Genomic DNA, 18,977 nt, shown 5'->3' with positions numbered 1-18,977 from the left:
TCAGCCGCAGGCGTCCGGCACCTTCGCATAGACGGCCGCCCGATCCTGCTTCAGGAACCAGACCGGAACGGACCCCATCATCATCGAGCACCAGATCGCGCCGTCCGTCTGCGGCCGGCACTCGTCCGCCTGGACGCAGATCCGCTCGACCGAGCCCATCTTGGCTCCGTCGAGCCCCGGCATCGCCCGGAGGTTGAGGTTCACGACCGGCTGCAGCCAGACCTCGTACGCGAACTGGTTCGTCGATGCCGGCACGCCGAGATCCTGCGGCGCGGCACACTCACTCGTTCCGTAGTACGGCACGCATGTGCGTGGCCCGGCGGAAGGGCCGGGCCCGGTCTGCTGCATGCCCTGCTGGACCATCGTCAGGCCGTCTCCGTCGCCGATCATGCCGACATAGACGCCGGGCTGCTCGAGATCGACGCGGGCGACCTGCGTCGGCGTCCCGCCCGAGATCGCATAGAACATGATCGTGTGGCCGTCGCGCTCGACACTGTAGCCGGCCAGGTTGCGCAAGGCCCCGCCGCAGGCCCCGACGACGTTCACCCGGCTGATGCCGGGAAGGACCGGCTCGGCCCCGAGCCCCACCACGCAGACCTCGTGGCCGGCGTTCAGCTCCCACCGCTCCTGACCCTGCGCCTGCACCGACGAGGCGGCGGACAGCGCGGATGCGGCCAGCGCGAAGGTGGCGAGGCCGCGCCGAAGCACCGCCCGAGAGAGAGAAAAGCCCATCGAATACCCCCCAGAATCGACAGAATGGGCGATCCTTTCGCCATTCGGCATCGGCCGCCATTCTTTTTTCGCCCCGGCCTCTCGCCTGTTCCTACGCCGCCTCTGCAGGCGCGGGCGTGCGAGCGAGAATCTCATGCCCCGAGCGCCCGGCGGAAGGCGCTCATGTGGAAGGCGACCTGCTCCGGCGGGTAGCGGTGCTCGCGGCCGACGGGGCAGGCGTCGCGGGCGAGGCATCCCGAGGAGCGGCACCGGTGCCCGCCCGGGGCCCGCAGACGGGAAGCGCAGGCGGGAACGTCATAGCCTCCTTCCCCGAATGCGCCGACGGGACAGGCCGAGAGGCACGGCCTCTCCCGGCAGCTCTCGCACGGCGAGGGCTCGGCCGGCACCGTGGGAAGATCGGCGATCTCCACCGGGAAAAGGAGGGCTGCCCGGTAGGCGTGCCACAGCCCGTAGACGGGATGGACGAGGAGGCCGAGCGGCGAGGAGGACAGCCCCTCCGCCCGCTTCGCCCAGCGCTGGAACGGCAGCGGGGGCGCTTCGAACGGAAAGACGGCACGGGCGCCCAAGGCCTCCGCGATCGGCCCGACGACGGCGCGCGTCCAGCGGTCGAGCGGGTGCGGCGCGCCGTCGATGTGGGGCGCGAAGTTCCGCCACATCGCCCCGCCGGTGTTGCCGACGAGGACGAGGGCGCGGGCCGGCACGCCCGGCGCCGCCTCCGGCACCACATCCTCGCCGAGCGGCGCGAAACCGCCGCGCACGGACAGACCGTGCGCGGCGAGCGCTGCTGCGACGTCACGACAGGCGGGGGCGGGATCGGGTGGCGGCATTCCCCTTCCCTGCCCCGAGTCGGGGAGCGCCCTCAAGTGAAGGCGTCGGGCATCGAGTCCTTCTTGGTGCGGATGAAGTCCTCGAGCTGCTCGTCGATCGCGGGGTCGAGCGCCGGCTGCTCATAGGCCTCGAGCCACGACTTCCACTGCGCGTTCGCGCGCTCCTCGATGCGCTTGCCGCCTTCGGATTCCCACTGCTCGAACGAGTTGTTGTCCGTCAGCGGCGAGCGGTAGAAGGCCGTCTCGAAGTTCGCCCGCGTGTGGGCCGCGCCGAGATAGTGGCTGCCGGGGCCGACCTCCTCTATCGCGTCGAGCGCCTGTCCGTTCTCCGAAAGGTCGATCCCTTCCGCGAAACGCTGCATCATGGCGCACTGGTCGGCGTCCATGACGAACTTCTCGTAGGAACTGACGAGGCCGCCCTCGAGCCAGCCGGCCGCGTGGAGGCAGAAATTCACGCCGGCGAGCAGCGTCGGCGCGAGCGTCTGCGCGCTCTCGTAGGCGGCCTGCGCGTCCGGCACCTTCGAGCCGCACAAGGACCCCCCGGACCGGAACGGCACGCCGAGGCGCCGGGCGAGCTGCGCCGCGCCGTAGAGGACGAGCGAGGGCTCCGGCGTGCCGAAGGTCGGCGCGCCCGACTGCATCGAGATCGAGCTCGCGAAGGTGCCGAAGACCACCGGGGCGCCGGGCCGCACGAGCTGCGTGAGCGCCATGCCGGCCATCGACTCGGCGAGGATCTGCGTCAGCGTGCCCGCGACCGTCACCGGCGACATGGCGCCGGCGAGGATGAAGGGCGAGATCACCGTCGCCTGGTTCGCCGCCGCGTAGACCTTCAGCGCGCCGAGCATGGTCGAATCGAAGACCATCGGCGAGTTCGCGTTGATCAGGTTGATCAGCACGCAGTTCTGGTCCACGAACTCCTTGCCGAAGACGAACTCGGCCATCGCGACGGAGTCCTTCGCCCGCTCGGGATGCGTCACCGAGCCCATGAAGGGCTTGTCGGAGTAGCGGATGTGGGCCGCCACCATGTCGAGATGGCGCTTGTTGACCGGCAGGTCGACCGGCTCGCACAGCGTGCCGCCGGAATGGTGGATCGCCGGCGCGACATAGGCGAGCTTCACGAAGTTGCGGAAGTCCTCGATCGTCGCGTACCGCCTGCCCTTGTCGAGGTCGCGCACGAAGGGCGGCCCGTAGACCGGCGCGAACACGGTCGACTTGCCGCCGATCTCGACCGAGCGCTCGGGGTTGCGGGCGTGCTGGGTGAAGGTCGAGGGCGCCGTCTTCAGGATCTCGCGCAGCATGCCCTTCGGGAAGCGCACGCGCTCCCCGTCGATCTCCGCGCCGGCCGTGCGCCAGAGGTCGAGCGCCTCCGGATCCTCGCGGAACTCGATCCCGATCTCTGCCAGAACCTTGTCGGCATTGTTCTCGATGAGAGTGAGCCCCTCCCCGTCGAGCACCTCGTAGACCGGCACGCGGCGCCGGATATGGGGCATCGCGACGCCCGCGCCGCCCCGTCGCCGCTCGCGCCGCGCATCCGCGCCGCCGCCGCGCCGGCGCCCGGAGACTGCTGCTTCCGCCATGGCGGATCCTTCCCTCTGACATGACCGTCCAGTGGGCGCCGATGCTAGCGGGGCGGCAACCGGCCCCATGTCTTCCCAGCGTCACGCCCGCGACGCGCAAGCGACAGGCGCGCATGCCGGATCTGTCGCAAATGCATAAGCGGCGCGTCGGAGATGGATGATCGGCGCCGCATCGGCTCGACGATACTCCGCGGGAATGGCTCGGGGCTTTTGGAGCGCGTGCGAAGACCATGGCTGACGACGAACTCGATCTCTCCACCCTCGGTGACGAGGACCTCATCGCCCAGATGCACGACGACCTCTACGACGGTCTCAAGGAGGAGATCGAGGAGGCGGTGCGCATCCTGCTCGACCGTGGCTGGGAGCCCTACCGGATCCTGACCGAGGGCCTCGTCGAGGGCATGCGCATCGTCGGCATCGACTTCCGAGACGGCATCCTGTTCGTGCCGGAGGTCCTGCTCTCGGCGAACGCGATGAAGGCCGGCATGTCGATCCTGCGGCCGCTCCTCGCCCAGACCGGCGCGCCGAAGATGGGCAAGATGGTGATCGGCACGGTGAAGGGCGACATCCACGACATCGGCAAGAACCTCGTGTCGATGATGATGGAGGGCGCCGGCTTCGAGGTGATCGACATCGGCATCAACAACTCGGTCGAAGCCTATCTCGAGGCGCTCGAGGAGCATCGGCCGGAGATCCTCGGCATGTCGGCGCTGCTGACGACGACGATGCCCTACATGAAGGTCGTCATCGACACGCTGAAGGAGAAAGGCCTGCGCGACCAGTATATCGTGCTGGTCGGCGGCGCGCCCTTGAACGAGGAGTTCGGAGCCGCGGTCGGCGCCGACGCCTATTGCCGCGACGCGGCGGTGACGGTCGAGATCGCCAAGGACCTGATGGCGCGCACGCACAATGTGAGGGCGAGCGCGACGGCGTGAGGCCGGGCGTGACGGGCGGCACTTCAGGCGGGGAGCCATGATCGGCAACGAGAGGCTGAAGCTCCAGGCCAACTATCTGAACGGGCTCGCCATCGCCGTGTTCGCGATCGGCGGCCTCGCGCCACTGTCCTCGGTCGCTTATGGTGAGAACAGCAAGGCCGACGCCCTTGTTCTCGGCCTTGGCGTCGGGATTTGTCTTGTTGCCAGTTACGCACTACATCTGTTGGCGAGACGAGTCCTCAAGGGGTTGACGTCATGAGCAATCTCGAGACGATCCTTCTGCTGAGCATGGCGCCCGTCGGCGCGCTGATCATCGGCGCGCTCGTCTACTACCAGGCGCGCCGCGAGGAGAAGCGGCACCTGCGCTGAGCCCGCAGGGGACATGCTGGCGCAGTCTTTGGATGCCCGCCCTCCCCGGCTGGGTGCGCGGGCACCGCTTCACGACCCGCGATGACTCCCGCGCAGAAATCCCGCCCTCACACCTTTTCCATCATCAGCGCGATGCCCTGGCCGACGCCGATGCACATGGTGCACAGCGCGTTCTTCGCGCCGCGCTCCTGCATCTCGGTGACGGCGGTCAGCGTCAGGCGGGCGCCCGACATGCCGAGCGGGTGGCCGATCGCGATCGCGCCGCCGTTCGGGTTCACGTGCTCGGCGTCGTCCGGCAGGCCGAGCTCGCGCAGCACGGCGAGGGCCTGCGAGGCGAAGGCCTCGTTGAGCTCCATGATCTCCACGTCGGAGACCTGCCTGCCGAGCCGGTCGAGGAGCTTCCTCGTCGCCGGCGCGGGGCCGACGCCCATGACGCGCGGCGGCACGCCGGCCGTCGCCATGCCGACGACGCGGGCGAGCGGCGTGAGGCCGTATTTCTCGACCGCCTGGGCCGACGCGAGGATGAGCGCGGCGGCGCCGTCATTGACACCCGAGGCGTTGCCGGCCGTCACCGTGCCGTTCTCGCGGAACGGCGTCGGCAGCTTCGCGAGCTTCTCGAGCGAGGTCTCGCGGGGATGCTCGTCGCTGCCGACGACGACGGGATCTCCTTTTCGCTGAGGGATCGAGATCGGCGCGATCTCCTTCGCGAGCCGGCCGCTCCTCTGGGCGCGCGCGGTGCGCTCCTGCGAGCGCATCGCGAACAGGTCCTGGTCCTCGCGCGAGATGTCGTACTCCGCCGCGACGTTCTCGCCGGTTTCGGGCATGGAGTCCGTGCCGAACATCTTCCGCATGTTCGGGTTGACGAAGCGCCAGCCGATCGTCGTGTCGTGAATCTCGGCCTGGCGCGAGAAGGCCGTCTCGGCCTTGCCCATCACAAAGGGCGCGCGCGACATCGATTCGACGCCGCCGGCGATCATCACCTCGGCCTCGCCGGTGCGGATGGCTCGCGCCGCCTGGCCGACCGCGTCGAGGCCCGAGCCGCAGAGACGGTTGATCGTGGTGCCGGTGACGGACTGCGGCAGCCCGGCGAGCAGCGCCGCCATGCGCGCGACGTTGCGGTTGTCCTCGCCCGCCTGGTTGGCGCAGCCCATCATCACGTCGTCGATCGCCTCGGCCGGCAGGCCCGGCGCGCGCTTCAGCACCTCGCCGATGACGAAAGCCCCCATGTCGTCCGGCCGCACCAGGGCGAGCGCGCCGCCGTAGCGGCCGACGGGGGTGCGCACGCCGGCGCAGATGAACGCTTCACGCATGTCGAAAGCTCCTGGAGGGGATCTGGCGCGACAACGTAGGGTTTCGGACCCACGGAACCGCGCGGCTCGTCGCACCTCCCTAGACCGGCGGCGCAGCAACGTAAACGCCTCCCGGAGCCTCTTCGGGAAAACCAGCACAGACGGGCATTCCCGCACCGCCCGTCGGGAAAGCGACGCCGCGTCACCGCCGCGTCGCAAAACGGATCTCGCACGTCGCGGCAAAACCATCTCCGTGCCGCGGTCGGCGCCAATGATGACGCTCGGAAGACGGCACCGAAACCTCGCGAGGGGCGGCCCCGTTTTCCTTCTTTGACCGAGCCTTTCGAGCCGGTCGCAACATGTGAGTGTCCGCCATGGCAGCCGATACGACCGCTCCCCGGATGAACGCATCGATCGAGGCGACCCCGAAGCAGGTTCTCGACACGGCGGAGCTCGCGGCGCTCTTCCCGCGCGGCACGCGGGTCTACCTGACCGATGTCGGCACGACGCCATTGCCGGACTTCGTTTCGGCTGCCTCGCGCCTCCAAGAGCTCGGCTACATTCCGGTGCCGCACGTGGCGGCCAGGCGCCTGCCGAGCGCCGCGGCGCTGGCCAACCGCATGGCGCGCCTGAAGGGCGAAGCCGGCGTCGACGAGGCCCTGGTGGTCGGCGGCGGCGTCGACCGGCCGGAGGGCCCGTTCGCTTCGTCGATGGACGTTCTTCGCACGGGCATCCTCGAAGCCCAGGGCTACAGGCGCATCGCGGTGGCGGGCCACCCCGAGGGCTCGCCGGACATCTCCGACGAGGCGATCGCCGACGCACTGTTCTGGAAACAGGAATGGGCCGCCGACCGCGGCATCGAGATGCGGATCGTGACGCAGTTCGGCTTCGACGCGCAGCGCTACATCCGCTGGGCCGAGGACCTTCGCCGCGAGGGCGTGACGCTGCCGATCCATGTCGGCGTTTCGGGCCCTGCGAAGATCACGACGCTCGTGAAGTACGCGGCGATGTGCGGCGTCGGCGCGTCGCTCGACTTCCTCAAGAAGCGCGCGAGCTCGCTCGTGACGCTCGCCACGAGCTACAGCCCCGAGGGCCTCGTCGAGCCGCTCGAGCGCGAGGCGGCCGCGAACGAACAGTTCCTCGTGAAGCAGTTCCACGTCTTCCCGTTCGGCGGCCTGAAGAAGACCTCCGACTGGCTCCACGCCCGCGGCACCTGGACGAGCGAAGCACAACCCGCCTCGGCCGCCTTCTGAGCCTTCCCGAGACCTTCCACAAGCGGCCCGGCCCCACATGACGCGCACCGTTCTCGCCTCCGCCACCAAGACCGTCCTGATGGGCTTCGACCAGCCCTTCTGCGTGATCGGCGAGCGCATCAACCCGACGGGCCGCAAGAAGCTCGCCGCCGAGATGGTCGAGGGCAATTTCGAGACGGTGAAGACCGACGCCATCGCCCAGGTGGCGGCCGGCGCGCTGGTGCTCGACGTGAACGCAGGCGTGACGGCGGTCGACCCCAACATGAGCGAGCCGCCGCTGCTGCGCCAGACGGTCGAGCTCGTGCAGTCGCTCGTCGACGTGCCGCTGTCGATCGACAGCTCGGTTCCCGCGGCGCTCGCGGCCGGCCTCGAGGTCTGCAGGGGCCGCCCGCTCGTCAATTCCGTGACGGGCGAGGAGGATCGCCTCGAGGCGATCCTGCCGCTCATCAAGAAGTACGACGTGCCGGTCGTCGCGATCTCGAATGACGAGTCGGGCATCTCGGAGGACCCCGACGTGCGCTTCGAGGTGGCGCGGAAGATCGTCCGCCACGCCGCCGACTACGGCATCGCGCCGCACGACATCGTCGTCGACCCTCTGGTGATGCCGATCGGCGCGATGGCGACGGCGGGCCTGCAGGTCTTCCACCTCGTGCGCCGGCTGCGCGAGGAGCTGAAGGTCAACACGACCTGCGGCGCCTCGAACGTCTCGTTCGGCCTGCCGAACCGGCACGGCATCAACGCCGCCTTCCTGCCGATGGCGATCGCGTCGGGGATGACCTCCGCCATCATGAACCCGATCCGCCCCCAGGAGATGGACGCCGTGCGCGCGGCGAACGTGCTGATGGGCACCGACAAGGACTGCCGCAGCTGGATCCGCAACAACCGCGACCAGTCGAGCGCGACGGCCGGCGAGGCCGCGGCGCAGATCGCCGAGAGCGGCGGGCGCCGCCGCGGCGGCCGGGAGGGACGCCGGCGCGCGGTCTGAGCGAGGAGAAGCTCGATTGAGCGACGCTCCCGAACTTCTCGAGGACGCCCTCGTCCTCTTCATGCCGAGCGGGCGGCGCGGCCGCTTTCCGCTCGGCACGCCCGTGCTCGACGCCGCACGCCAGCTCGGCGTGTATGTCGAGAGCGTGTGCGGCGGGCGCGGCATCTGCGGCCGATGCCAGGTCAGCGTCGCCGAGGGCCATTTCGCCAAGCACAAGATCGTCAGCCGGGCGGACAATCTCTCGCCCGTCGGCGAGGCCGAGCTCCGCTATGCCGAGAAGCGCTTCCTGCCGGCCGACCGGCGGCTCTCCTGCTCGGCTACGGTCCAGGGCGATCTCGTCATCGACGTGCCGGCGGAGAGCCAGACGAACCGCCAGCTCGTGCGCAAGCGCGCCGAGACGCGGGCGATCGAGCGCAACCCGGTCACGCGGCTCTACTATCTCGAGGTCGAAGAGCCCGACATGGAGAACCCGCTCGGCGACGCCGACCGGCTCCTGCGGGCGCTCGAGACGCAGTGGGCGCTCGTCGCGCCGAGGATCGAGTTCCACGTCCTGCCGCAGGTCCAGGCGGCGCTCCGAAAGGGCGAGTGGAAGGTGACCGTGGCCGTCTACGAGGGCGACCACGTGCCGCTCGTCGTCGCGATCTGGCCCGGCTTCCGCGACCGCCTCTACGGGGTCGCGATCGACGTCGGCTCGACGACGATCGCCTGCCACCTCTCCGACATGCTGTCTGGCCGCACGATCGCCTCGGCCGGCACCTCGAACCCGCAGATCCGGTTCGGCGAGGATCTGATGTCGCGGGTTTCCTACCTCATGATGAATCCCGACGGGCTCACGGCGCTGACGCATGCGGTGCGCGGCGCGATCGAGAGCGTGATCGACAAGGTTGTCACCGACGCGGAAGGAACGCGGGAGGACATCCTGGAGGCGGTGCTCGTCGGCAACCCGGTGATGCACCACCTGATGCTGGGCATCGACCCGCGCGAGCTCGGCGGGGCGCCCTTCGCGCTCGCCGCCTCCGGCGCGATCTCGATGGCCGCCCGCGACCTGCCGCTCGGCATAAACCACGGCGGGCGCATCTATATCCTGCCCTGCATCGCGGGCCATGTCGGCGCGGACGCCGCCGCCGCGACGCTCGCCGAGGGGCCGCACCGGTCGGACGAGATGACGCTCCTCGTCGACATCGGCACGAACGCGGAAATCGTGCTCGGCAACAGGGAGCGCATCGTCGCGGCGAGCTCGCCGACGGGCCCGGCCTTCGAGGGCGCCGAGATCACCTGGGGGCAGCGGGCGGCGCCGGGGGCGATCGAGCGGGTGCGCATCGACCCCGAGACGCTCGTCGCGAAGGTGAAGGTGATCGGCAACGATCACTGGTCGGACGAGCCCGAGTTCGAGGAGCGGCTCGAGGAGGTCGGCGTCACCGGCATCTGCGGCTCGGGCATCATCGAAGCCATAGCGGAAATGTACCTCGCCGGGATCATCTCCGAGGACGGCGTGATCGACGGGCGGCTCGCCGAGCGCTCGGACCGCATCGTGCCGGAGCGGCGCACCTTCACCTTCGTCCTGTGGCGCGGCCGCCACGAGATTCGCATCACGCAGGGCGACGTGCGCGCGATCCAGCTCGCCAAGGCCGCGCTCTATGCGGGCATCAAGCTCCTCATGAACCGGCTGGACGTCGAGAGGGTCGACCGGATCAAGCTCGCGGGCGCGTTCGGCAACTATATCGACCCGAGATACGCGATGATCCTGGGGCTCATTCCGGATTGCGACGTGGAGAAGGTCGCGTCCGTGGGAAACGCGGCCGGCACCGGCGCCCGCATGGCGCTCATGAATCGCGGCTACCGAAGCGAGATCGAGGATCTCGTGAAGCGGATCGAGAAGCTGGAGACGGCGCTCGAGCCGAAGTTCCAGGAGCACTTCGTGGCGGCGATGGCCTTCCCGAACAAGGTCGACCCCTTCCCCGCCTCAGGCAGGCGGTGAAGCTGCCCGAGCCGAGGCAGGTCGACCGGACGGGCGAGACGGGCGGCCGCAGGCGCACCGGCCGACGCGGCCAGCGACCCGACGCCGCCTGACGGGCGGACGACGGCGGCAGGACGCTCAGCCCTGCCGCTCGGGGACCCTGACGGTCAGGCCGTCGAGCTCTTCGGTGATCTTGATCTGGCAGGACAGGCGGCTCGTCGGCTTCACCTCGAAGGCGAAGTCGAGCATGTCCTCCTCCATCTCCGAGGCGGTGCCGGTCTTCTCGCGCCACGCGTCGTCGACATAGACGTGGCAGGTGGCGCAGGCCAGCGCGCCGCCGCATTCGGCCTCGATGCCCGGAACCATGTTGCGGATCGCGGTCTCCATCACGGTGGAGCCCACCTCCGCCTCGACCTCGTGCACGTCGCCATTGTGTTCGATGAACACGATCTTGGGCATTGAACGAAAGCTCCGCATCGTCGTCGGGATGTCTTCGGCCCGCGACCCTATATGCGAAGGCGCCGCGACTTGGAAGGGTTCCAAGTCAGGGAGTTCGGCCACCTTTCCGTTTCAGTGCTCGGTGTAGAGGCGCTTGACGAAGCCGCCGATCTCCTCGAGCTCGCTCTCGAGATCGGCGAGGATGTCGGGCAGTTGCCGCACCGGGGCGGGCGAGGCCTCGAGCTCCTCCGACAGTCGCGCGACGCCCCAGGCGCCGACGGCGGTCGCCGAGCCCTTCAGCGTGTGGGCCGCCTCCGCACGGTCGCGCTCGGCGATCGCCGCCCGCAGCCGCCTCAGATAGACGGCCGACTGCAGGACGAAGAGATGCAACGCCTCGCGCTCCACCTGGACGTCGCCGGCCGTCTGGCGCGCAAGGTGCTCGAGGTCGACAGGCCACCTGGACGACATGAAACGGACCCCGCTCGTGCCCGTGGAACCAAGCTCTTTTCGGTGGGTCATCCCGCCTCGCTTCCGCATTCAGGCGAGAAGGTGGCGCCGCAGGCGCAAAGAAGCGGTTAACCCCGCGATGCGAAAGTCGTTAACGATGTCTTAACGAAGGGGCGTCCGGGTGTTTCCCCGCCACATCTTTGCCGATAGTATTCTCCTGCCGCAGTGTCCTTGGACCCGCGGTGGAGGCTTCGTTTGTGCTTCGCCTTGGTCCGGTGCAGAGGCAGCGCCGGCCCGGGGCGATTGCGTCGGCAGGCGGACTCCGGACGAGATGCCGGCCGGTGGGTCGGCTCGCAGGCGGCGGGCGAGCGCCCGGTTAGTATCGAGTACGGACGCGAGGCTATCAGATGTCGAACCAGTCACCCCAGGCTCGCGACGCGGACGCGGCGGCGATGTCCGCCCTGGAGGAAGCGCTCGGCGGCAATCCGGGCGGAAAAGGCCAGGAACGGGACGCCGATCCGGCGGCAGCGGCCACCGAGACGGTGAACCGCGCGGTCGAGCGGGTGGTGGAGGCCGCACGCGACACGGGCCGGGCACCGCGCCAGGCCGGCGAGACGGAGGCGGAGACGGCGCCTGCGGCAGCCGACGCGGCGGCGGGCGCGCCTGCGCCGACAAAGCCGAGCACATCGGGCCGCGAGGGCCCGCGGCCCGCGAACGACGACCGGCCGAGCATGGGCCACGTCGTCTACGCGATGCAGCGCCGCCCCTCGCGCACGCCCTTCCTCGTCGCCTTCCTGCTCTCCGCCGTGTGGGCCGGGCTCGGCTTCGTCCTCGGCTGGGGCATCTACGGCGACGACCTCCTGCGGGTGACGAGCGCCTCGGTCCTGCGGGCGCAGCCGGGCATCCTCTCGGTCCATGCCGGGATCGTGCTGCCGGTCCTTTTGTTCTTCGCCACCGCCGCCATGTACTGGCGGGCCCAGGACCTGCGGCTGGCGAGCCGCGCCCTGACCGAGGCCGCGATCCGGCTCAGCGAGCCGGAAGGGCTCGCGAAGGACCAGGTCGTCGCCGTCGGCCAGGCGATCCGCCGCGAGGTCGCCGCGATGGGCGACGGGGTTGAGCGGGCGCTCGCGCGGGCGGGCGAGCTCGAGGCGCTGATCCACGGCGAGGTGTCCTCGCTCGAGCGCGCCTATCACGAGAACGAGCTGCGCATGCGCGCCCTGCTCGAGCAGATGTCGCACGAGCGCGAGCAGATCATCACGAACGCCGACAAGCTGCGCGGCGCGATCCAGGGCACGCACGAGAACCTCGCAGCCGACCTGAGCGCGGTGAGCGACAGGATCACGGAATCCGTCACCGCGGCGGGCGAACGGATCTCGCACACGCTGTCGCGCCGCGGCGAGGAGCTGACGGACGCCTTCAACTCCGTCGGCGACAATTTCATCGGCACGCTCACCGTCAACGGCGACGAGCTCGTCCGCCGGCTGAACGACACCGGCCAGGACCTGACGACGCAGCTCAACGAGACGAGCCACACGGTCACGAACCTCCTCGCCGACCGCGGCTACGAGATCAACAGCGCGCTCGAGCAGACGGGCGCGAGCATCGTCAGCGATCTGGGCGAGCGGGGCGACAGCGTGAACCAGACGCTGCGCGAGACCGGCCGGATGCTCGTGGGCGAGCTCGGCGAGCGCTCGAAGGACGTCTCCGACCGCCTGCGCGAGACGGGCGAGGCGCTGGTCGAGAGCCTGACCTCGCGCTCCGACGAGGTGACGGAGCGCCTGCGGGAGACCGGCAACGGCATCACCGACCGGCTGGTGACGCAGGGCGGCCAGATCACCGACCGGATGCTGTCGACCGGCACCGGCCTGTCGGACACGCTCCTGAGCCAGGGCGAGGAGATCACGACGCGCCTGTCGAGCGTCGGCACCCGCATCTCCGAGGCGATCGCCGAGAACAGCACCCGCCTGACCTCCAGCCTCGACGCCTCGGGCACCCGTCTGGAGACGACGATCGCCGAGCGCGGCGACGCGCTGACGGGCCGGCTCGCCGCGACGGGCGAGGACATTCTGAGCCGCCTCACGGCCGCCGGCGAGGAGCTGACGACCGGCATCTCCGGCCGCACGGCGGAGTACGCCTCGGAGCTGACCCGCCTCGGCAGCGACGTCGAGCGAACCGTCTCCGAGCGCAGCGCGAGCCTGACGGAGAGCCTCAACCGCTCGACCGAGGAGCTCCTGGCCGCGATGGAGAGCCGCTCGGCCGAGGTCGGCGGGCGACTGACCACGGCCGTCGGCGACATGGACACGGCGCTGACGGACAAGGGCGGCGCCCTCGCCGACCGGCTCGAGACGCGCTCCGGCGAGCTCGACCGGATCCTCGGCCGCCACGGCGAGAGCCTCGAGCAGCTCTTCGCCGGCCGGCTCTCGGAGATCGAGACGACGCTCGGCGAGCAGTCGGGCCGGGTCACGGAAGAGCTCAAGGCGCGCGCCGAGGAGATCCGCACCGTTCTCGGCGAGCGCAGCGAGGAGGTGGCGCGCCTGCTCGCGGACCGCACGGGGGCGATCGAGACGACCCTGTCTTCGCGCAGCGACGCCCTCGACCGGATGCTGACCGAGCATCTCGACGGCCTGTCCTCGAGCCTCGGCACGCGCTCCGAGGAGATCCGCGCGGCCCTGTCGTCGGGCAGCAGCGAGGTGATCGAGGCGCTTTCGGCCCGCGCGGCCGAGGTCGCCGACGCCATGGCGGGCCGCGGCGAGGAGGTGGCGCGCCTGCTCGCGGACCGGACCGGGGCGATCGAGAGCACCCTGTCGACCCGCAGCGACGCGCTCGACAGGATGCTGACCGAGCATCTCGACGGCCTGTCCTCGAGCCTCGGCACGCGCTCCGAAGAGATCCGCGCGGCCCTGTCGGCGGGCAGCAGCGAGGTGCTGGAAGCGCTTTCGGCCCGCGCGGCCGAAGTCACGGACGCCATGGCGGGCCGCAGCGAGGAGGTCGAGACGATGCTCGCCGCCCGCGTCGGCCAGCTCTCCGACATGATCGCCGCCCGGTCGGGCGAGCTGAACGACCGGCTGAGCGCCCGCACGAGCGAGCTGAAGGACCTGCTGGCCGCCCGCTCGGGCGAACTCGGCGACGCCCTCGCCGCGCGGACGAGCGAGCTCGATGGCACGCTGACGGCACGCAGCGAGGCGATCGAGACGATGCTCTCGACCCGCGTCGGCACGCTGATCGAAACGCTCGGCGAGAGGTCCGGCGAGCTCGACGGCGCGCTCGCGGCGCGCACCACCGAGATCTCCGAGATGCTCGCCTCGCGGGCCGAGGAGGTCACCGAGACGATCTCCGGACGCGGCCTCGAGGTCGACGCGATGCTCGCCGCGCGGGTCGGCCAGCTGTCGAAGACGATCGCGACGCGCACGGGCGAACTCGACCAGTCGCTCGCCGACCGCGCTACGGAGCTTTCCGAGGCGCTTTCGGCGCGTTCGGCCGAGCTGACCGAGGCGATCGGCGGCCGGGCGGACGAGGTCGAGACGATGCTCACCGCCCGTGTCGGCCGGCTCGCCGACACGATCGGCACGCGCGCGGGCGAACTCGACGACAGGCTCAGTGCCCGCACGAGCCAGATCAACGACCTGCTCGCGTCCCGGACGAGCGAGCTCACCGACGCCCTCTCCGCCCGCTCGGGCGCACTGGCAGCGGAGCTGACGAGCCAGGGCGAGGCCATCGGCGCGCGCTTCGAGGAACACACGAGCGGCATCCAGAAGCTCCTCGACGACCGCGGCTCGGCGATCGAGGCGACGCTCGCGAAGCGCTCGGACTCCTTCACGAGGCTTCTCGTCGAGCGGGCGCGCGAGGTCGACCAGACGCTGTCCGAGCGCCTGCGCGAGATCGGCGAGACGATCACCGAGCGCGGCGGCTCCATCGAGCAGTCCTTCTCCGACGCCGCCGAGAAGGCCGCGGCCGCGCTCGCCCGCCACGCCGAGGGCTTCGGCTCCGAGATCGGATCGCGCATCGAGGAGCTCGGCAGCACGCTCGCAGGCCGCAGCGCGGAGGTGAACGAGCAGCTGACGCAGCGCTTCGGCGAGGTCGAGCAGACGCTCATGGTGCGCGGCGGCGAGCTGGCCGAGACGATCGGCAAGCGCGCCTCGGAGGTGCACGAGAACCTCGACACGCGCCTCGACGCGCTGACGAAGATGTTCAACGGCCGGACCGAGGAGCTGCAGAAGTCGCTCGAGGAGCGCACGCGCTCGATCGACGAATTGCTGTCGGAGCGGGCGCAGGCGATCGAGGTGTCGCTCGACACCCGCGCCCAGCGCATCGACTCGACCCTCGGCCAGCGGCTCGGCGAGATCGAAGAGACGCTCGACACGCGCTCCTCGTCGATCACCGAGATGCTCTCGGGCCGCGCCCGCGAGATCGAGGAGGCGCTCGGCGCCCGGGTCGAGGCGATCGAGACGACGCTCTCCGGCCGCGGCGACGCGCTGACGACCGCGCTCGCCGAGCGCACCGAGGCGCTGAGCCAGATCTTCGACGGACAGGCCGGCGAAATCGACCGAGTGATGGCGGAGCGGGGCCAGGGCCTCGCCCAGACGCTCGCGCGCAACATCGAGGGCCTCGAGGGCACGCTGGCCGGCCGCGCGACCGAGATCGAGCGCGTTCTCACCGAGCGTTCCGAGGCGATCGAGGCCTCGCTCGCGGAGCGGACCCGCCAATTCGACGAGACGATCGGCGAGCGCTCGCAGGACGTGGAGCGCCTGTTCGCCGGCCACACCGACCGTGTCGCCGCCGCGATCGGCGACCGCACGAACGAGATCGCGGCCGCTTTCGGCGAGGGCTCGACCGAGATCGAACGGATCCTCTCGGAGCAGGCGAGCGCCCTCACGGCCATGATCGGCGAGCGCACGAAGGCGTTCGACGAGAGCCTCGAACGGCACTCCGGCGCGATCAGCCAGGTCTTCGACGAACGCGGCGGGGCCCTCACTTCGGCGCTCGCGGCGCGTGCCGGCGAGATCGGCACGGCGCTCTCACAGCGGGCGCAGGAGATCGAGCGGATCTTCGCCGAGCAGGGCACGGCCTTCACCGGCGCGCTCGCCGAGCGGAGCCGGGAGATCGAGGAGGCGCTCGGCCAGCGTTCGGCAGAGATCGACCGGATCTTCAGCCAGCGCGCCGACGCCCTCGGCGGCCTGCTCTCCGACCGCACCCACCTCATCCGCGAGACGCTGGGCGAGCAGACGTCGGAGGTCGAGCGGATCTTCGCCGAGCGCGGCAGCGACCTCGCCCGCCAGATCGGCGAGCGGGTCGCCGGCATCGAGGACGTGCTCGGCGGACGTGCCGGCGAGATCGCCGCGGCCGTGGAAGGCGGGGCGTCCTCGCTCGACACGATCCTCGCGCGGCACTCCGAGGAGATCCGCACGAACCTCGCCACCCGCATCGAGGCGCTCGAAGGGCTCCTCGACGAGCGGGGCGGCCTGTTCGGGCAGGCGCTCGAGGCCCGCACCCAGGCCTTCGACGAGAGCCTCAGGAGCCGGACGGAAGCCCTCGAAGAGGTGCTCGCCGCACATGGCGGGAGCCTGACGGAGATGCTCGGCGGGCGCACCCGGGAGATCACCGAGGCGCTCGAGCTGCGCTCGGGCGAGATCGAGGAGACGCTGGCCGTGCGCGGCGGCCGCCTCGTGAGCGAACTCACCTCGCGCCGCGACGAGATCGCCGAGGTCGTCGAGAACACGGCCGACACGGTGAACCGCGTCCTGTCCTCGCGCGCGGCCGACATCACCCGCGCGATCGCCCAGCAGGGCCTCGAGGTCGCCCGCGCCATCTCCGCGTCGAGCCAGTCGGCCTACGACACGATGGAGACGCGCAGCCGCGCCCTCGTCGAGGAGATGGAGACGACGAACGAGGCGGTCTCAGCCAATATCGGGACGATCCTCGCGAGGCTCGGCGAGCAGAACGGCTCGCTCCGCGACATCGTGGAGGGTGCGGCCGATAATCTCTCCAACATCGAGACGAGCCTGACGGGGCGGGTCGAGGACTTCCGCAGCGCCATGGTTCAGGCGACCGAGCGGACCGGCGAGGCGAGCCGGACGATGGAGGCGCAGCTGCGTCTCCTCGAGGAGAGCTCGGGCCGCGTCCTCGGCGAGGCCGGCGACCTCGCGCGGCGCTTCGGCGAGCAGTCGACGATGCTGACGGAGACGGTCCAGGCGATCGGGCGCGCCAACGCGGAGATGGACGAGACGATCGAGGCGCGCCGGGCGCGGCTCGACGCCCTGTCGCAGAGCCTCGACGAGCGCGCCCGCGAGTTCGACCGCATCGTCGGCGGCTACACGAGCTCGCTCGAGACGGCCCTGAACGAGGCGCGCGAGCGGGCGGACACGATGGCCGACCTGCTCGACCGCTCGAGCCAGCAGGCGACGTCGCGCGTGTTCTCGGAGTTCGAGAAGCTGAACGAGGCGGTCGACGACCTGGCCGGGATGGTGAGCCAGCGCACGGCCGGCTCGACGCGCGAGCTCTACGACCAGCTCTCCGCCGTGCGCCGCGCCGCAGACGAGATCTCCGCCACGATCAGCGAGCGCACCTCGGAGTCGACGGACCAGCTGTCCCGCGAGCTTCAGGCGGTGCAGCAGACGGTCGACCAGATGGCGGAGGCGATGGCCGAGCGCTTCCAGACCTCCACGCGCTCGCTCGTGACGGAGATCGAGGGCGTTCGGGCCAGCGCCGACGACATCGCCGAGGAGATCGCCAAGCGGGCCGCGGCCGCCGCCCGCAACGCCGCCTACGAGTTCGACGGGCTGCGCGACCGGGCCGACGAGATCGCGGAAGCGATCGGCGAGCGCGCCGCGCGATCGGCCCGCTCGGTGCTCGACGAGGTCGAGGCGATCCGGCAGGCGACCGACGAGATCACCGGGCAGATCGTCGAGCGCGCCTCGACCTCGACGCGCGAGATGCGCGAGGAGGTCGAGCGCGTGCGGGCGAGCGCCGAGGAGATCTCCGAGGCGATCAGCCAGCGCTCCGCGATGGCGGCACGCTCGGTCGCCCAGCAGTTCGACGCGCTGCGCCGGGCGACCGAGGAGATCCGCCAGCTCCTGCAGGAGACGGCGGACCAGTCCTCGCGCACCGTCACCGAGCAGCTCGAGCAGATGCGCGCGACCGCCGGCACCGAAGGCGAGCGGGCGGCGCAGGCCGTGCGCTACGGCTTCCAGGACGTGACGCAGGAGATCGCGACGCTGCTGCAGGGCACGACCGAGCGCCTTCGCCGTAGGCCGAGCCGCGAGACTCGCGCGCGACCGCCAAGGCGATCGCCGAGGAGCTCGAGACGACGCGGAGCGACCTGCGCCGCGGCATCTTCGAGCTGCCGCGCGAGACGCAGGAGAACGCCGCGGCGATGCGGCGGGCGGTGGCCGAGCAGATCAAGGCGCTGAACGACCTCAGCGAGATCGTCGCGCGGCACTCCAACCCCGTCGACGTCGCCCTGCCCGACCAGCGCCGGGCGGCGACTTCCACGCCCGCGGCCCCGGGAAGGCCCGCTCCGGCGCCGAAGCCGGCGGCTCCCGCCCAGCCCGCACGCGCCGCCGCGCCGGCGCCCGCCCGGCCGGAGCGCGAGCGCCCGACATGGCGCAGCGAGCAGCCGGCGCCGGCCGAGCCTCAGGCACCCGCGCGCACCGCGGGCCGGAAGGACGATCGCTGGTCGCTCTCCGACGTGCTGGCGATCGCCTCGAATGCCGGCGAGGAGGAGCCCCGCACCCAGGGTCCGCGCCGGCCGCCGACGCCGGTTGCGGAGCAGCGCTCGCCCGCCCAGATGCTCGAATCGCTCGACGCGATCGCCGTCGACATCGTGCGGGCGATCGACGACAACGCGTTCATGGACCTCTACGACCGCTACAGGCGCGGCGAGCGGGACATCTTCATCCGCCGCCTCTACGCCCAGCGCGACCGGGGGGTGATCGACGAGGTGCGCCGCAAGTATCGCCGCGACCCGGAGCTGCGGGATGCGGTCAACCGCTATGTCGCGGGCTTCGAGGAGCTCGCCACGCTCGTGTCGAAGACCGACCGCGACGGCGTGCTGCGCCAGATGTACCTGACCTCCGAGCCGAGCAAGGTCTACGCGCTTCTGAGTGAGGCCTCCGGCCGCACGACCTGACGCCTCGGACGAGGGGCAGGCAAGACGTGAAGGGGCGGCATGG

At 70.8% G+C, this 18,977-nt stretch carries 12 protein-coding genes and 1 pseudogene; 7 read left to right on the top strand and 6 right to left on the bottom strand.

Going from position 1 to position 18,977, the window contains the following annotated elements; genetic code table 11:
- The 3 genes from N177_RS02435 to N177_RS02425 all read right to left on the bottom strand — a co-directional run bounded on the left by N177_RS02435 (position 1) and on the right by N177_RS02425 (position 3,136).
- The gene (locus tag N177_RS02435; RefSeq protein ID WP_040485023.1) at positions 1 to 732 is read right to left on the bottom strand and encodes a hypothetical protein; all 732 of its coding nucleotides are present in this window, start codon (positions 730 to 732) and stop codon (positions 1 to 3) included.
- A 131-nt stretch (positions 733 to 863) separates the two neighbouring features.
- On the bottom strand, positions 864 to 1,559 hold the full coding sequence (locus tag N177_RS21255) for a ferredoxin (protein ID WP_023430633.1): 696 nt from the start codon (positions 1,557 to 1,559) through the stop codon (positions 864 to 866).
- Positions 1,560 to 1,591: 32 nt separating this feature from the next.
- The gene (locus tag N177_RS02425) at positions 1,592 to 3,136 is read right to left on the bottom strand and encodes a trimethylamine methyltransferase family protein (protein WP_023430632.1); all 1,545 of its coding nucleotides are present in this window, start codon (positions 3,134 to 3,136) and stop codon (positions 1,592 to 1,594) included.
- A 230-nt stretch (positions 3,137 to 3,366) separates the two neighbouring features.
- Between N177_RS02425 and N177_RS02420 the strand changes: the two genes are divergently transcribed.
- Together N177_RS02420 and N177_RS02415 are read left to right on the top strand one after the other, a co-directional pair.
- On the top strand, positions 3,367 to 4,071 hold the full coding sequence (locus tag N177_RS02420) for a corrinoid protein (protein WP_023430631.1): 705 nt from the start codon (positions 3,367 to 3,369) through the stop codon (positions 4,069 to 4,071).
- Between the two features lie 37 nt (positions 4,072 to 4,108).
- Positions 4,109 to 4,330: a hypothetical protein gene (locus tag N177_RS02415; RefSeq protein ID WP_040485022.1), complete on the top strand. Its 222-nt coding sequence runs from the start codon at positions 4,109 to 4,111 to the stop codon at positions 4,328 to 4,330.
- 217 nt (positions 4,331 to 4,547) lie between these two features.
- Here the strand turns inward: N177_RS02415 and pcaF are convergent, their stop codons facing one another.
- Complete coding sequence (gene pcaF / locus N177_RS02410; RefSeq protein WP_023430629.1) at positions 4,548 to 5,750, bottom strand: 3-oxoadipyl-CoA thiolase; 1,203 nt, start codon at positions 5,748 to 5,750, stop codon at positions 4,548 to 4,550.
- A gap of 380 nt (positions 5,751 to 6,130) precedes the next feature.
- On the opposite strand from pcaF, the gene N177_RS02405 reads away from it, so the two are divergent.
- The 3 genes and pseudogenes from N177_RS02405 to N177_RS02395 all read left to right on the top strand — a co-directional run bounded on the left by N177_RS02405 (position 6,131) and on the right by N177_RS02395 (position 10,037).
- Positions 6,131 to 6,982, top strand: coding sequence for a methylenetetrahydrofolate reductase (locus tag N177_RS02405; protein WP_023430628.1), 852 nt, complete (start codon positions 6,131 to 6,133; stop codon positions 6,980 to 6,982).
- 37 nt (positions 6,983 to 7,019) lie between these two features.
- Positions 7,020 to 7,967 carry a methyltetrahydrofolate cobalamin methyltransferase gene (locus N177_RS02400; protein ID WP_023430627.1) on the top strand — a complete coding sequence of 316 codons (948 nt, stop codon included), beginning with the start codon at positions 7,020 to 7,022 and terminating at the stop codon, positions 7,965 to 7,967.
- A gap of 61 nt (positions 7,968 to 8,028) precedes the next feature.
- Positions 8,029 to 10,037: pseudogene (locus N177_RS02395) on the top strand (ASKHA domain-containing protein).
- A 25-nt stretch (positions 10,038 to 10,062) separates the two neighbouring features.
- Here N177_RS02395 and N177_RS02390 read toward each other — a convergent pair.
- Positions 10,063 to 10,383, bottom strand: coding sequence for a 2Fe-2S iron-sulfur cluster-binding protein (locus N177_RS02390; protein WP_023430625.1), 321 nt, complete (start codon positions 10,381 to 10,383; stop codon positions 10,063 to 10,065).
- A 111-nt stretch (positions 10,384 to 10,494) separates the two neighbouring features.
- Positions 10,495 to 10,830, bottom strand: coding sequence for an Hpt domain-containing protein (locus tag N177_RS02385; protein WP_023430624.1), 336 nt, complete (start codon positions 10,828 to 10,830; stop codon positions 10,495 to 10,497).
- A 386-nt stretch (positions 10,831 to 11,216) separates the two neighbouring features.
- Here N177_RS02385 and N177_RS02375 point away from each other — a divergent pair, with 386 nt between their 5' ends.
- A complete protein-coding gene (locus N177_RS02375; protein WP_023430623.1) occupies positions 11,217 to 18,215 on the top strand; it encodes an apolipoprotein A-IV repeat region-like domain-containing protein in 6,999 nt (2,332 codons plus the stop codon).
- Positions 18,179 to 18,934: a hypothetical protein gene (locus N177_RS21535; protein WP_040485018.1), complete on the top strand. Its 756-nt coding sequence runs from the start codon at positions 18,179 to 18,181 to the stop codon at positions 18,932 to 18,934. Before N177_RS02375 ends, N177_RS21535 begins: the two co-directional genes overlap by 37 nt.
- The last annotated feature ends 43 nt before the right edge of the window (positions 18,935 to 18,977 follow it).

This window comes from Lutibaculum baratangense AMV1 (assembly GCF_000496075.1).
GTDB lineage: Bacteria > Pseudomonadota > Alphaproteobacteria > Rhizobiales > Tepidamorphaceae > Lutibaculum > Lutibaculum baratangense.
Note: the sequence above shows the minus strand (reverse complement) of the source record. Positions and strands in the feature narration are given on the sequence as shown.